The sequence below is a fragment of the Ruegeria sp. BF8 genome (assembly GCF_056538625.1).
The window spans coordinates 853,224-867,756 of record NZ_JBQFTL010000001.1; the positions used below are offsets into that span (position 1 = coordinate 853,224).

Annotated in this window: 15 protein-coding genes and 1 tRNA gene; 5 read left to right on the plus strand and 11 right to left on the minus strand. The window is 60.9% G+C overall.

The window, feature by feature from the left end:
• Nucleotides 1-29 precede the first annotated feature (29 nt).
• The 5 genes from ACR0LD_RS04245 to ACR0LD_RS04265 are packed head-to-tail and all read right to left on the minus strand — an operon-like array spanning nucleotide 30 to nucleotide 4,078.
• Nucleotides 30-1,202 (minus strand): molybdopterin molybdotransferase MoeA, encoded by a 1,173-nt coding sequence (locus tag ACR0LD_RS04245; RefSeq protein ID WP_480635685.1) that lies wholly within the window; start codon nucleotides 1,200-1,202, stop codon nucleotides 30-32.
• On the minus strand, nucleotides 1,199-1,672 hold the full coding sequence (gene moaC / locus ACR0LD_RS04250; protein ID WP_170338969.1) for a cyclic pyranopterin monophosphate synthase MoaC: 474 nt from the start codon (nucleotides 1,670-1,672) through the stop codon (nucleotides 1,199-1,201). Before moaC ends, ACR0LD_RS04245 begins: the two co-directional genes overlap by 4 nt.
• Nucleotides 1,672-2,484, minus strand: coding sequence for an indole-3-glycerol phosphate synthase TrpC (trpC, locus tag ACR0LD_RS04255; protein ID WP_480635686.1), 813 nt, complete (start codon nucleotides 2,482-2,484; stop codon nucleotides 1,672-1,674). Before trpC ends, moaC begins: the two co-directional genes overlap by 1 nt.
• A complete protein-coding gene (gene trpD / locus ACR0LD_RS04260) occupies nucleotides 2,481-3,500 on the minus strand; it encodes an anthranilate phosphoribosyltransferase (RefSeq protein ID WP_480635687.1) in 1,020 nt (339 codons plus the stop codon). Before trpD ends, trpC begins: the two co-directional genes overlap by 4 nt.
• The gene (locus tag ACR0LD_RS04265) at nucleotides 3,497-4,078 is read right to left on the minus strand and encodes an anthranilate synthase component II (protein WP_170338975.1); all 582 of its coding nucleotides are present in this window, start codon (nucleotides 4,076-4,078) and stop codon (nucleotides 3,497-3,499) included. The genes trpD and ACR0LD_RS04265 overlap by 4 nt, the downstream gene beginning before the upstream one ends.
• 196 nt (nucleotides 4,079-4,274) lie before the next feature.
• Between ACR0LD_RS04265 and ACR0LD_RS04270 the strand changes: the two genes are divergently transcribed.
• Nucleotides 4,275-5,738: a divergent polysaccharide deacetylase family protein gene (locus ACR0LD_RS04270; RefSeq protein WP_480635688.1), complete on the plus strand. Its 1,464-nt coding sequence runs from the start codon at nucleotides 4,275-4,277 to the stop codon at nucleotides 5,736-5,738.
• Between the two features lie 45 nt (nucleotides 5,739-5,783).
• On the opposite strand, the gene trpE is transcribed toward ACR0LD_RS04270, so the two are convergent.
• The 5 genes from trpE to fabI form a co-directional block, all read right to left on the minus strand.
• Nucleotides 5,784-7,295: an anthranilate synthase component I gene (trpE, locus tag ACR0LD_RS04275; RefSeq protein ID WP_480635689.1), complete on the minus strand. Its 1,512-nt coding sequence runs from the start codon at nucleotides 7,293-7,295 to the stop codon at nucleotides 5,784-5,786.
• A gap of 11 nt (nucleotides 7,296-7,306) precedes the next feature.
• A complete protein-coding gene (locus ACR0LD_RS04280; protein ID WP_480635690.1) occupies nucleotides 7,307-9,148 on the minus strand; it encodes a peptidyl-prolyl cis-trans isomerase in 1,842 nt (613 codons plus the stop codon).
• Between the two features lie 81 nt (nucleotides 9,149-9,229).
• Nucleotides 9,230-10,405, minus strand: coding sequence for an aminotransferase (locus ACR0LD_RS04285; RefSeq protein WP_480635691.1), 1,176 nt, complete (start codon nucleotides 10,403-10,405; stop codon nucleotides 9,230-9,232).
• Between the two features lie 40 nt (nucleotides 10,406-10,445).
• The gene (gene gpt, locus ACR0LD_RS04290) at nucleotides 10,446-10,955 is read right to left on the minus strand and encodes a xanthine phosphoribosyltransferase (protein WP_149774418.1); all 510 of its coding nucleotides are present in this window, start codon (nucleotides 10,953-10,955) and stop codon (nucleotides 10,446-10,448) included.
• Nucleotides 10,956-10,959: 4 nt separating this feature from the next.
• Nucleotides 10,960-11,766 carry an enoyl-ACP reductase FabI gene (gene fabI / locus ACR0LD_RS04295; protein WP_170338454.1) on the minus strand — a complete coding sequence of 269 codons (807 nt, stop codon included), beginning with the start codon at nucleotides 11,764-11,766 and terminating at the stop codon, nucleotides 10,960-10,962.
• 135 nt (nucleotides 11,767-11,901) lie between these two features.
• Between fabI and pdxH the strand changes: the two genes are divergently transcribed.
• From pdxH to ACR0LD_RS04315, 4 genes are all read left to right on the plus strand, one after another.
• Nucleotides 11,902-12,507 carry a pyridoxamine 5'-phosphate oxidase gene (gene pdxH, locus ACR0LD_RS04300; RefSeq protein ID WP_170338455.1) on the plus strand — a complete coding sequence of 202 codons (606 nt, stop codon included), beginning with the start codon at nucleotides 11,902-11,904 and terminating at the stop codon, nucleotides 12,505-12,507.
• Nucleotides 12,508-12,628: 121 nt separating this feature from the next.
• On the plus strand, nucleotides 12,629-13,156 hold the full coding sequence (locus ACR0LD_RS04305; RefSeq protein WP_093962172.1) for a cold-shock protein: 528 nt from the start codon (nucleotides 12,629-12,631) through the stop codon (nucleotides 13,154-13,156).
• Nucleotides 13,157-13,168: 12 nt separating this feature from the next.
• Nucleotides 13,169-13,630: a DUF192 domain-containing protein gene (locus tag ACR0LD_RS04310; protein ID WP_480636279.1), complete on the plus strand. Its 462-nt coding sequence runs from the start codon at nucleotides 13,169-13,171 to the stop codon at nucleotides 13,628-13,630.
• Between the two features lie 43 nt (nucleotides 13,631-13,673).
• Nucleotides 13,674-13,750 (plus strand) — tRNA-Pro (locus ACR0LD_RS04315).
• A 6-nt stretch (nucleotides 13,751-13,756) separates the two neighbouring features.
• Here ACR0LD_RS04315 and ACR0LD_RS04320 read toward each other — a convergent pair.
• Nucleotides 13,757-14,197, minus strand: a complete 441-nt coding sequence (locus ACR0LD_RS04320) for a hypothetical protein (protein ID WP_367647303.1) — start codon at nucleotides 14,195-14,197, stop codon at nucleotides 13,757-13,759.
• Nucleotides 14,198-14,533 lie beyond the last annotated feature (336 nt).

A 14,533-nucleotide genomic window follows, 5' to 3' on the forward strand; every position in this document is an offset into this window, starting at 1 on the left:
TTTTGTGTCAATGGATTTGCCGGCTGAACCTAAATCGGCAGGTAGGACACCGTTTCCCCCGCAGCCCGTGCGGGATCGTTTGGAGGGCGCATCAGCAAGGCGTTCGACCGCGCCAGAACGCTGAGCAGCGAACTGTCCTGATCCTGGAATGCGCGTATCCCATCGCTTTCCAATCGAGCGCGCATATAGTGCTCGCGCGGGCCGTTTGGTGGAAGGGCCTCTGACAGGATGGCCTGATGGGGTATCGGGTCAACAGTCTGGATGCCCAGCATCTTTTTGACCAAGGGGACCAGGAAGAGATATCCGCAAACCATCGCGCTGACCGGGTTGCCGGGCAACCCGATCATCGCCGCATCACCCAGCCGCCCGGCCATCAGCGGCTTGCCGGGGCGCATCAGGACCTTGTAGAAGGATTGCTCGAGCCCCAGCCGATGCGATGCTTCGGCCACAAGGTCGTAGTCACCCACCGACGCTCCGCCAATTGTCACGACCAGATCGGAGCCTTCGGCCAAGCCAAACGCGGTTTCCAGCGATGACAGGGTGTCCTGTGCCACTGGCAACATGCGAACATGTGCGCCGGCTTTCTCGAGCAACGCTTTGATGCCAAACGAGTTCGAGGCAATGATCTGGTCAGGTCCCGGAGTTTCGCCCGGCATGACCAGCTCGTTTCCCGTGGCGATCAGCGCGATCTGAGGTTTGGTGGCCACGGAGACGGTTGGAACATTCATCGCCGCCAGAAATGCAAGATCTTCGGGCGAGAGGACTCGCGGCGCACTAACTACATCGCCGATGGTGAAGTCCACGCCTGCCGGTCGGATGTTGGTTTTTTGGCCGGGTTCTTCCGTGATCGTCAACAGATCGCCGCGCAGGTCGGTATCTTCCTGGATGACGACGAAATCTGCCCCGTCGGGGACCGGAGCCCCGGTGAAGATTCGAACCGCCTGGCCCGGGCCAACCTTGCCGGTGAAACGCTGGCCAGCGGCGGCCTCACCGATGACCTTGAACATCGCGTGACGTTCCACTTCGGCTGACTTCAGCGCATATCCATCCATTGAAGAGGCGGCAAACGGGGGTTGGTCCCGCTCGGCTTTTACATCCCGCATCAGCACTCGACCGGCCGCGTCAGCAAGCGCAATCTGCTCTTCGGGCATGGTGGCTACCAGGCCGAACAGCAGCTGTCGGGCTTCTTCAACCGTTATCATTTCGCCTCGTAACGACCTGATTTGCCGCCATCTTTCAGCAGAACGCGGATGCCGCCGATTTCCATTGCCTTGTCAACGGCTTTGGCCATGTCATAGACGGTCAGTGCTGCGGTAGACACGGCTGTCAGGGCCTCCATCTCGACGCCAGTCTGTCCAGTGGTCTTGACCGTCGCTTCGATCTGCACGCCCGGCAGGTCCGGGTCCAATGTCAGGTCAACCGACACCTTGGTGACAGGCAAGGGATGGCACAGCGGAATCAGGTCCGGTGTCTTCTTTGCCCCCATGATCCCGGCCAACCGGGCAACCCCCAGAACATCGCCCTTCTTCGCGCGGCCTTCGGAAATAATTTCAAAGGTTTGTTGCGCCATTTTCACGTAACCCGCGGCAACGGCGACGCGGTTTGTCGTGTCCTTGTCCGATACATCGACCATATGGGCCTGGCCGTCGCTGTCAAAATGCGTCAAGGGCATCACATGACCCCCGGCACCAGCGGGTTCGACAGAATGTGACGGGTCGCGGCGGCGACGTCCTGCTGCCGCATGAGGCTTTCTCCGATCAGGAAACACCGGGCACCATAGCGGGCGATATCCGCAAGGTCTTCCGGGGTGTTCAGCCCGCTTTCGCACACGATCATGCGGTCAGCGGGAACCAGCTTGGACAAGCGGCGAGTGGTATCAAGTGAGGTCTCGAATGTCTTGAGATTGCGGTTGTTTATCCCGATGAGAGGGCTTTTGAGATCGGCCGCGCGTTCAAGCTCGGCCTCGTCATGTACCTCGATCAGGACATCCATGTCCCAATCAAACGCGGTCTGTTCCAGTTCGGCGGCTTGCTGATCGTCGACCGATGCCATGATGATCAGGATACAGTCGGCACCCAGTGCCCGCGCTTCGACCACTTGATAGGGATCATACATGAAGTCCTTGCGCAGTGCCGGAAGCGAGCATGAAGCCCGGGCGGCGGTCAGAAACTCCTTGGCGCCCTGAAAGCTGGGTGTGTCGGTCAAAACCGAAAGGCAGGCGGCGCCACCTTCTTCATAGGCTTTTGCCAGCGCGGGCGGATCGAAATCCTCACGGATCAAACCCTTGGACGGGCTTGCCTTCTTGACTTCGGCGATCAGGCCATAACCACGGCGACTGGCCGTGCGCAGAGCATCCACAAAGCCGCGCGTTTCAGACGCTTCGCGGGCTTGTTGCTCGACCTCGTCAAGGGGAACTTGGGCTTTGTCGGCGGCGACTTCTTCCAGCTTGTAGGCCTTGATCTTATCCAGAACGGTTTCGGTCATGCGGCTTCCTGTGTGAGTTGTGCCAGAGCAGCAATCTTGTCTTTCGCCTTGCCGCTGTCGATGCTTTCGGCGGCCATTTCGACGCCTTGTTTCAGGTCCGGTGCAGCTTCGGCGACCACAAGGGCCGCAGCCGCGTTCAGCAGGACCGCATCCCGGTAGGCCGACGGCGCGCCATCCAGCAATGCGCGGAACGCGACGGCGTTTTCCTCGGGTGTTCCGCCCAGAATATCTTCAAACGGATGAACCGGCAGGCCCGCATCTTCGGGATGCAGTTCGACCTCTTTCACCCGTCCGTCCTCAAGCGACGCGACCCAGCTGATGCCAGTAATCGTCAACTCGTCGGTCCCGTCCGAGCCATGTACCAGCCAGGCGTGCTCGGCCCCGAGCAGACCAAGGGTTTCCGCCATCGGTCGGATCAGGTCGCGGCTGAAGGCTCCGGTCAGCTGCCGCTTGACACCGGCGGGGTTGGTCAGGGGGCCAAGGATGTTGAAGATGGTTCGGGTACCAAGCTCTTGCCGGGTGGGCATGACAAGGGCGATGGCCGGGTGATGCATGGGCGCCATCATGAACCCGATGCCGACGGTCTGCAAAGCCTTTTCAACGACTTGCGGCCCGACCATCACGTTGATTCCCATCTGTCCCAATGCGTCGGCGGCCCCGGATTTCGAGCTGAGATTCCGGTTGCCGTGCTTGGCCACGGTCACGCCCGCGCCAGCCACGACAAAAGCCGTTGCGGTCGAGATATTGAGCGTGCCTTTCCCGTCACCGCCGGTTCCAACGATGTCGATCGCGCCAGATGGCGCTTTGACCGCGTTGCATTTCGCGCGCATCACGGCGGCAGCGGCGGCATATTCCTCGACCGTTTCGCCGCGCGTCCGCATGGCCATCAACAGACCGCCGATCTGGCTGGGCGTGGCGCGGCCCTCAAACAGGATCTCAAAGGCCTGTTCGGCTTCGGCACGGGTCAGGGCGCGATCGGCCGCAGCTCCGATCAGCGGTTTCAGCGCGTCACTCATGCGGGGACTTTCATTTCGTTCAGGAAATTCTTCAGCAGAGCGTGGCCGTGTTCCGAGGCGATCGACTCCGGGTGGAATTGAACACCGTGGATCGGCAGCTCTTTGTGTTGCAGGCCCATGATGGTGCCGTCTTCCAACTCTGCCGTGATTTCGAGGCAATCGGGCAGGGTATCCCGATCGACGACCAGTGAGTGGTAGCGGGTCGCCTCAAACGGTGACGGCAGGCCGGCGAACAGGCCTTTGCCAGTGTGATGCATGGTTCCCATTTTGCCGTGCACGATTTCGTGGCACCGCACGACCTTGCCGCCAAAGGCCTGACCGATGGTCTGGTGACCCAGACAAACACCCATCAAAGGCGTGCGCGTTTCCGCAGCTGCCTCGGTCAGGGCGAGGCAGATCCCTGCCTGGTCAGGATCACAAGGGCCGGGACTCAGCAAGATGCCGGCAGGGTTCATGGCCATCGCTTCCTGCACATCCAGCGCATCATTGCGGCGCACGACCATTTCCGCGCCCAATTCGCCCAAATAGTGGACAAGGTTGTAGGTAAACGAGTCGTAGTTGTCGATCAGCAGCAGCATTTGGCACTTGTCTTGTGTTTGGGCAATTCGGACTGGCGATACAGCCCCGCGCCACGGTATAGTGTCGGGACATACATGCTCAGGCTTGTGCGGCAGCGTCAAGGGGACAACCCCAACAAGGCGACCGGACGGGTGAGTGCCGCAGAGACGGTGCACGGGCTGCCGAGGCAGGATGAAAGACGAGAGGCAAGAACAGATGGGCGGATTTATCGGTGGAATGATCGCCGGCGCGGTCGTTGTGTTGGTTCTGGGCGCAGTGCTTTCCCTGAACACGCCACTTGGCAGCAAACCGGATATTCAGACAGCGGCGCCAGCCGCGGTGGAAGCCGATCTGCCCAAGGCGGATACGGAAGTGCAGGGCGCTGGTCCGGATTCCGATCTTGTCGAAATCGCACCACGAGCGTTGGAGGCGCTGGACGATACGGCGGATGGGGCCACTGGACTGGATGGCATTCAGGCCGAGCCGGATGATCGTCCGCAGGTCGGTGACACCGTGGCAGGCCTGAACGACCCGGGTGCGGGAGACGCCGCGTCGGTCGATGTGACGACCGACGCGCCAGCCGCGCCCCCGGCGCCCGGACCGGTTCCCTCCAGTCCGGACGAGGAGGTCCAGCCCGTTACCGTGGACGCGACACCGCCGGCCGCACCACAGCCCCCGGCGCAAGAGGTCACGACCGTCGAGCCAGAGACCGCCGAACCAGAGACCGCGGCAAATGCGGAACTCGAGGCGACCCCGGCGCCGGAAACAGCCGCGCTGCCGTCGACACCTGAGCCGGATCAACCGACCGGAACCGGCGACAGCCCGATCGCGGTCGAGGGGGACGAAGACACGCAGCCCCGCAAACGGGCCCGGATCGCGACCTTGCCCCAGATCGGCGGCGAACAGGCAACGGCCTCATCTTCGATTGCCGGCAAACGCGTGATCCCGCTGACCGAACGCGATGATTCCCCGGCCGATCAGCCGGCAGAGGGTGAGGGCATGCCCGGTAAGCCGATCGATGCTTATGCCGCCGCCTTTGACAACCCGGATGCCAAACCGCTGATGTCGATCATCCTGATCGATGACGAAGGTGCGTTCGGGGCTGAGGCGCTGAAGGATTTTCCGTATCCGCTGAGCTTTGCGGTCAGCCCTTCGGATCCGCAAGCGGCGGAGAAGATGAAGCGCTATCGCGAGGCTGGGTTCGAAGTTCTTGCCTTGACCGACCTGCCAAAGGCGGCCAGCGCGCAGGATGCCGAAGTTTCGCTGGCGGTCTGGCTTGAAACCTTGCCTGAAACCGTTGGCCTGCTCGAGGGCGTGAACACCGGGATACAGGGCAACCGCAAGTTGGCCGATCAGGTGGCTGCCATCGCGGCAGGAACGGGCCGTGGGCTGGTCGTGCAGGACAACGGGTTGAACACCGTCCAAAAGCTGGCCGCGCGGAATGGCATTCCATCCAGTGTGGTGTTCCGCGACATCGACGGCGCGCGTCAGGATCCAACGGTCATGCGCCGGTTCCTGGACCAGGCCGCTTTTCGTGCCGGGCAGGAAGGCGCAGTTGTGATGCTGGGCCGATTGCGGCCCGAGACAATTTCGGCGTTGTTGCTCTGGGGGCTTGAGGATCGCGGCAACCGAGTTGCCCTGGCCCCGATCTCGGCGGTGATGAAAAGCCAGATCCAGTAATCAATGCAGAAAAAGAAGAAAAGGCGGCCAGATTGGCCGCCTTTTTTATGAATTCCCGGATCCGGTGAACCGCGCCGCATCCGCCGCGGCTCGCCTGATGGCATTCGATTTGTGCACGGTTTCCATGTATTCGGCCTCGGGGTCGCTGTCATAGACGACACCACCGCCGGCCTGGATATACAGTTTCTGGTCCTTCACGATGGCCGTACGCAGCGCAATGCACATGTCCATGTCGCCACCGGCGCTGAAATAGCCGACACCGCCGCCGTAGACACCGCGCTTTTCGGGTTCCAACTCGTCGATGATCTGCATCGCCCGGACCTTCGGTGCGCCTGACACCGTGCCCGCAGGCATCCCGGCAAAGAAGGCGTCCAGGGCATCCTTGTCGTCGGCCAACTCGCCCACAACGTTCGACACGATGTGCATCACGTGGCTGTAGCGCTCGATGATGAATTCCTCGGTCGGGCGGACGGTGCCGATTTTGGACACGCGTCCTGTGTCGTTGCGGCCCAGGTCCAGCAGCATGAGGTGCTCGGCCAGTTCCTTTTTGTCGGCCAGCAAATCCATCTCGTTCGCCTTGTCCTCTTCGGGGGTGGCACCGCGAGGACGTGTTCCGGCGATCGGCCGGATGGTCACTTCGTTGCCGAACACGCGCACAAGTATTTCGGGGCTGGCGCCGATCACCTGGAAGCCACCGAAGTTGAAATAGAACATGAACGGCGACGGATTCGTGCGGCGCAAGGATCGATACAGCGCAAAGGGCGGCAGCGGAAAATCTTGTGTCCAGCGTTGTGCCGGAACCACCTGGAAGATGTCACCAGCCCGGATGTACTCCTTGGCCTTTTCCACGGCTTCCATGTAGCCCGACTTGGTGAAGTTGGATACCGGCGGCGCGATCTCGTGTGCTTCGCCCAGATCTCGAGACTCCGAGGGCATTGCGCGTTCCAGGTCGCGCACCGCGTCCATCACACGCTCGGCCGCTTGAGCGTAAGCGGCCTTGGCTGACTGCCCGTCGCTGGCCCAGGCCGGAGACACAATAGTGACTTCGCCTTTCACGCCGTCCAAGACCGCAACCACCGACGGGCGCAGCAGTATCGCATCCGGCAGGCCCAAAGGATCGGGGTTCACATCCGGCAGGTGTTCGACAAGGCGCACCATGTCGTATCCCAGATAACCAAACAGGCCGGCCGCAGCCTGGGGCAGGTCATCGGGCAGGTCGATGCGGCTTTCGGCGAGCAGCGCGCGCAGGTTGTCCATCGGGTTGCCATCTTGCGCGTCGAACGCATCCGCATCAAACCGCGCCGAACGGTTCAATTCCGAGGTTTCGCCCCGACAGCGCCAGATCAGATCCGGCTTCATCCCGATGATCGAATACCGCCCGCGAACTTCGCCTCCGGTCACCGATTCAAGGACGAAGGCGTCCTTCTGGGCGCCCGTCAGCTTGAGCATCAGCGAAACCGGTGTGTCCAGATCCGCGGCCAGACGGGTATAAACGACCTGGTTCTGTCCGGCCTCATAGGCGCGGGCAAAGCTGTCGAAATCGGGTGTCAGAGCCATTTTCGTTCTGGTCAGAAGTTGGCCTGAACCGCGTTCAGCGCGCGCTGGTCCAGGGTCGGCTGCGCGCGTGTCTGAGCGTCGCGCACATAGATGTCGAAAATGTTTTGGGCCAGTGCCTGGTTCAGCTGAGCGGCAGCGGCCTCTTGCATCAGGCGCTGTTCGTCGGTTTCCGCAGGCGGAAGAACCTCGTCCAGCCGCACGATGAATGCCGCATCCGGTCCCGCGATCACGCGCAGTTCATTGGGCTCCATCTCAAAGATCTGGGTCATGAAGTCGGCCGGGACGTTATCCAGAAACGCAGTCCGGGTAAGCGCGTTTTCGACGCGGAATGGCAGCCCGGTCGCCGTGAAATCACCGTCGACGGCCAATTGAGTCACGATGCCGTTGGCCTGTTCCTCAAGCGCCTTGGCTGTCTGTTCCTGTACCCATGCGGCGGCGACGCGGTCGCGTGCGGACTCCAGCGGCTCGGGGCGCGGCGGCAGAACCTCGTCCAGTCGCAGGGCAAAGATCGAACCATCCTCGAGGAATCCGATTTCAGGGAAATCATCTTCGCGGACGGCCTGCGCAGCCTGGCGGAAGCCGTCATACGCGGCGATGCCGTCATCGCTTTGACGGGTCCAGTCAATCTTGCCAAGCTCCATTTCGGTTTCGTTGGCCAATTCTTCCAGCGTGGCGCCGCCGGCCAGCATGTCGTTGATGTCTTCGGCCTGGCTCTCAATCAGGCGCCGGGCGCGTTCGCCGGCCAGCTCTGCACGCAGTTCCGGTTCGGCGTCCTCAAAGCTCACGTTCTGTTCGGCCAGCGATCCGTTGACCCGGAACAGGGCCGGACCAAAGACCGAGGGCAGGGGGCCCACGACCTGATCAATCTCTGCGGCAAAAACGGCATCCGCGGCCTCGCCCAGATCTTCGCGGGTCACATCACCCAGATCGACGCTGCTCAGTTCAAGTTCGCGCTCGCGTACCAGCTGCTCAAAATCCGCTCCGCCGACTTCCAGCTGCGCCATCGCCGCAGTCGCCTCTTCCTCCGAGGGGTAGACCAGCCGCTCAACCAGACGACGTTCGGGTTGCTGATACTGGTCCTTGCGCTGCTCATACAGACGCTTGAGCGCGTCTTCGTCGATTTCGACCGTATCCTGCAGCATCTCCGGCGACAGAACGGCGTAGGTGATCTTTTTGGTGCGCGGCAGGGTGAACCGATCGGTATTCGCGTCGTAATACGCTTGGATCTCGGCGTCCGTCGGCTCGGGGATCGGGGTCGTCAGAGCGTCCTGCGACAGAGTTGCGACGGTAAAGCTGCGGCGAGCGAGAACATAGTCGGCCAGGGCTTTGGTCATGATCGCGGGCATTTCAACACCGTCCATCATCGCGCCTTGGACGATTGTCCGCGCTGTTTCCTTTCGCAGGTCTTCCTCGAACTCGGTTTCGGTCATGCCGATCTGTTCCAGCTGGAAGCGGTAGGCTTCGCGGTCAAAAGATCCGTCAGGGCCCTGAAAGGCCTGAATGCCGACGATTTCCTTCTGCAGGTTGGCATCACCGATCGAAACACCCAGCTGTGCGACCTCATTGTTCAGGGCTGCCAGCGAAACCAGGCGCGCCAAGGCCCGCTGATCCAACCCCAGTTCCCGGGCCTGTGACATCTGCATCGGTTGACCGGTCTGCGCCTCGACTGCGCGGATTTCGCGCTGCAGCTCGCGGACATAGGCATCGACCGAAACGTCCTCATCCCCGACCTGGGCGACTGTGCGAACCGTTCCGCTGAGGTTGACGGCGCCAAAACCGGCAAGACCCAGCATCAGCATGCCCATGAGAATCCAGACGAAGGTTTTGGAGAGTTTGTTAATGCCTGCGGCCATAGTGCCCTCTTGGATCTTGCGGCAGGGTTCTGCCGTGACTGTTGCGGCCCTGAATACGACGCGGGATGCCGGGGGGCAAGCTCAGAAGGACAGAGCCTGCAAGCGGTCGAACAATAGCCCGATTCCGGCGCGGTCCAGATTGGCGAAAGCAATGCGCACCTGGCGTTTCCCGGCGGGGTCGTGATCGGGCATGAACATCGTGCCCGGCAGCAGCAGAATACCGGCGTCACCGACCAATCTGCGCGCCAGTTCGTCCGACGGCATGTCGAACGGGTGTTCGAGATAGGCGAAATAGGCCCCCAGACCCAACAGCCGCCAGCCCTTGTCCGTCAGGCGGGGCATGTTCTCGGTGATTGCGGCGCGGCGATCCAGAATCTCGGCGCGTTCCCCGGCCAGCCACTGTGACAGGTTCTGCATCCCCCACAGCGCCGCGAACTGGCCCATCTGGCCGGGGCAGATGGCGACGGTGTCGAGGAATTTCTCGACCTCTGCCAGCAGCGGCGCACCGGTGGCAATCGCGCCCACCCGGTGACCGGTCAGGCGATAGGCCTTCGAGAAGGAATAGAGATGCACCAGCGTCCGATCCCAGTCGGGCTGCTGGAACAGCGCGTGTGGCGGGCCGCTGCGGCTGTCGAAATCACGATAGGTTTCATCGACCAGCAGGCGCAGGCCATGCTGTTGCGCCAAGTCATAGAAGGCACGGACCAGATCCGCCGGGTATTCGACGCCACCCGGGTTGTTGGGTGTGACCAACGCGATCGCGCGCGTGCGCTTGGTGATCAGCGCGCGCGCCTGTTCCGGATCGGGCAGCAGGTCCGACCCGGTCGGCAGATCAACCGTTTTGACACCGGCCATGTCCAACCACATTTTATGGTTGAAATACCAAGGCGTTGGCAGGATGACCTCATCCTCTTGATCCGTGATCGCCGAGATGACCGAGGCAAAGGCCTGATTGCAGCCCGAGGTGATGGCTGTCTGCTCCGGCCGAACCTCGGCAGCGTAGTGATCGCCGATCTCACGCGCGAGCTCTGCGCGAAGATCGGGGTTGCCCAATACCGGGCCGTAGAGATGTGCGGCGTCCTGATTGATCGCAAAATCGGCCATCGCCTGCCGCAGCGCCAGCGGCGGCGGATCGACCGGCGCCGCCTGGCTGACGTTGATCAGCGGGCGGTCTTCCGAGAACGTGACCCCTTCGAGCCAACGCCGCGCCTCCATCACCGGAGGGGCGAAGGTGGCGGCGGTGCGGGTCAATGTCATCAGGTGTCCGGTCTTGCTGATTTGTGGTGGAAAAGTGGGATCAGTCGGTGCCGCGATAGGGCTCGACATATTGCAGGGCCATATCCCAAGGGAAGAAGATCCAGGTGTCTTGGCTGACCTCGGTGATGAAGGTATCGACCATCGGGCGGCCCTTGGGCTTGGCATAGACCGTGGCGAAATGGGCCTTGGGGTACATCTTGCGCACCAGTTCCAGCGTCTTGCCGCTGTCGACCAGATCATCGATGATCAGCACGCCCTCACCATCCCCCATCAGATCGGCATCGGGGGCCTTGAGCACCTCTGCCTCGCCACGTTCCTGATGGTGATAGGATTTGACGCTGATCGTATCTACGGTGCGGATGTCCAGCTCTCGGCTGACGATCATCGCAGGTGCCATGCCGCCACGCGTGATCGCGACGACGGCGCGCCATGCGCCCTCATCCGGTCCCTGACCGTCCAGCCGCCAGGCCAGCGCGCGCGAGTCGCGGTGAATCTGGTCCCAGCTGATATGAAAGCCTTTTTCGTGTGGCAGGCGGTCCTTTGCGCTCATGGTCTTATCCCTTTTCCACATCCGGCGCGTCGACGGCTTTCATGCCGACGATGTGATAACCCGAGTCAACGTGCAGGTTTTCACCGGTCACGCCGCTGCTGAGGTCGGACAGAAGATAAAGGGCCGATTTGCCCACGTCATCGATGGTCACGTTGCGGCGCAAGGGAGAGTTGTACTCGTTCCACTTCATGATGTAGCGGAAGTCGCCGATGCCGCTGGCGGCCAGAGTCTTGATCGGCCCGGCGGAGATCGCGTTGATGCGGATGTTGTCCTTGCCCAAGTCCTCGGCCAGGTATTTCACCGACGCCTCGAGCGCGGCCTTGGCCACACCCATGACATTGTAATGCGGCATGACCTGCTCAGCACCATAATAGGTCAGGGTAATGGCGCTGCCGCCGTCGGTCATCAGCTTCTCGGCGCGTTGCATCACCGCGGTGAAAGAGTAGACCGACACGTCCATCGTCAGCTTGAAATTCGCGCGCGACGTGTCGACATAACGGCCGCGAAGTTCGTTCTTGTCGGAGAAACCAATGGCGTGGACGACGAAATCCAGCTTGCCCCATTTCTCTTTCAGCGCTGCGAACAGTTCATCGATCGACTCTTCGTTGCTGACGTCACACGGCAGGACGATTTCGCTCCCCAGTTGGGCCGCCAACGGGTCGACCCGTTTTTTCAGTGCATCCCCCTGATAAGAGAAAGCCAGTTCGGCTCCGGCTTCGGACAAGGCGCGGGCGATTCCCCATGCGATTGATTTGTCATTGGCCAGTCCCATGATGAGGCCGCGCTTGCCGGCCATCAACTGATTTGACATGTTCGGTTCTCCGCCTGTCGTCGCGATGTGTTGCGTTGGTTTATGCCATTGATTGCGCTGCATCAAGGCCATGCACTCTTGCCCGGGGCGGGTTCTCGCCGTAGGGTCATGTTCAATTCGTTCCAGGGGATGGACATGAGTGAGCGAAACGGCATCTTTGCCGGTGACGATCCGTTCGTGATCGCGGCCCGTTGGTTGGCCGAGGCCGAAAAGACGGAACCGAACGATCCGAACGCGATTGCCCTGGCGACCGTGGACCCCGATGGTATGCCGAACGCACGGATGGTGTTGCTGAAGGATATCGAGGCGGACTCCTTCGTTTTCTATACCAACTATCACAGTGCCAAGGCCCAAGAGCTGGATGCGGCCGGCAAAGCCGCCTTTGTGATGCACTGGAAATCACTGCGGCGTCAGATCCGGGTTCGTGGTACAATCACCAAAGAAGACGGTCCCTTGGCCGACGAATATTATGCGTCACGCTCGCTGAAAAGCCGGCTGGGTGCCTGGGCATCGCGACAGTCGGAACCTCTGAGCAGCCGGGCTGCTTTGATGGCCGAAGTTGCAAAGGTGACGGCAAAGCTGGGATCCAACCCGCCGAGGCCCGAATTCTGGGGTGGCTACAGGCTGACGCCGGTTGAAATCGAGTTTTGGGCGGATGGTGCCTTTCGGCTGCACGACAGGTTCCGCTGGCGGCGCGACCCGTCCGAGCAAAAGTGGAACGTACAGAGGTTGAATCCATGACGTTCGCGTATCGTGAAATGCAACACCCGGAAATGTCTGAATTTTTTCAGCTTGAATTTGCCCGACGTTTCCATACACATCAGACCCCTAACGACCCTTTGAATCTCGTGATGGGAACACCGTGCCAGAAGACCTGAACAGCATGTACCGCGTTCGTGGACACGTAAAATGGTTTGACCCTGCAAAGGGGTATGGCTTTGTCGTGTCCGACGATGGCGGTCCTGATATCCTGCTGCACGTGAACGTTCTGAGGAACTTCGGGCAAAGCTCGGTCGCGGATGGCGCGGGCATTGAGATCATGACTCACCGCACCGATCGTGGCGTTCAAGCGGTTGAGGTCGTGAGCATTGATCCGCCCGAGCGGGCCGACTCGGTGATGCTGGCGGATTTCGCCGAAATGGATCCCAATGAGATCGCGCATGCGCCGCTCGAGGCCGCGCGGGTCAAGTGGTTCGACAAGAGCAAGGGTTTCGGCTTTGCCAATGTCTTTGGTCGCAGCGAGGACGTGTTTCTGCATATCGAAGTTCTGCGCCGGTCCGGGTTGGCGGATCTCCAACCGGGCGAGGCGCTGGCGATGCGGGTCATCGACGGCAAGCGGGGCCGCATGGCCGCACAAGTGCTTGCGTGGGAATCCGCGCTCAATGACTGAGCGCTGCGCGTGATGCGGATTCTGGGCGGTCTTCTTCTGAGTATTTTTCTGTCACAAGGCGCCTTTGCTGAATGCCGGTCTGACCGGGTGGACCTTCGCAATGACAAGGCACAGGTCCGGTTTCTGGTCGAATTGGCAGTTTCCCCGCAGGAGCGGGCAAAGGGTTTGATGTTCCGCGAAAGCATGCCTCAGGGCGAAGGGATGCTGTTCGTGTTCGATCCGCCCCAGCCGGTCGCATTCTGGATGAAGAACACCTTGATCCCGCTGGACATGATCTTTCTGGATCGCACAGGTTTGGTGACCCGTGTTCATTCCGATGCCGTACCGGGGGATCTGACCCCAATCGAGGGCGGCGATTCGGTCTTTGCGGTTCTTGAGGTGAATGCGGGGCTTGCCGCCCGTTACTCGATCGCACCGGGTACGGTCATGCGGCACGAAATTTTTTCGCAAGGCCCTGCATTCTGGCCCTGTTAGGGCTTTTCAAATCCGAATGACGCCGTTAGGAAGGCGCACGGTCCGGGGCGTGGCGCAGTCTGGTAGCGCACCTGTTTTGGGTACAGGGGGTCGTGAGTTCGAATCTCGCCGCCCCGACCACTTTCCTTACAACGGAGTTCCACCGAAATACCGGTAGAGCCGTGTCAATTCATCATCCAGAACCGAGCTTTCGACGGGAACCTTGATCGTCGCTCCGTCCTTCTGGGGGACCAGGAAAAACAACTCGGCATCGACCCGGTAACCGGCCTGATTGCGGGTCGAAGACATGCGGCGCACCCCTTTGGGCAAGTCCTGCGGGTAACCGTCATAGTTGAGGATCAAGAACGCGGTGGTTTCCGGAGGCAGAGAGGAACGGCACTCGAAACTGCTGCGCTCGGGCCGTGTGAACCGTTCCTCCGGACCTTCGCAGCTGATCTCGAACGTGCTGAATAACTGATCGGGGTATTCGGCGAACTGAGCGCTGCGTGAAGACTGTTCCGGCTCGGGCGTCGCACAAGCGGCCAGCAAGGTAAGGACCGGAAACAAACGGATAATCGAGGTTCTCACGGCGCACTCCGTCATTTGTGTGTCGTGATGCGTCGCGTTGCGCTGCCACGAAGATTGGTGATTCTCCTCACAGTATGGGGCACGGGCGGGCAGGTGACCATTTTCTCGTAACCGGGCCGGGAAAAAAGAAAATCCGATTTGACCGATCTGCACGGTTTTGTGGACAGCGTTGTGGAGGAATCGGCGCGTTCTGTCTTGGCCCATCTTGCGGTTTTGCGGTCAACAGAAAAGTTTTGGTTCGGAGACAAAAAATGCCGTTGACCAACTATGGGTAGATACGCCAGATTGTATGGGCCGAGTGAGTTGCCACTAAATCTGGTAGGAATAGCCAGAGTT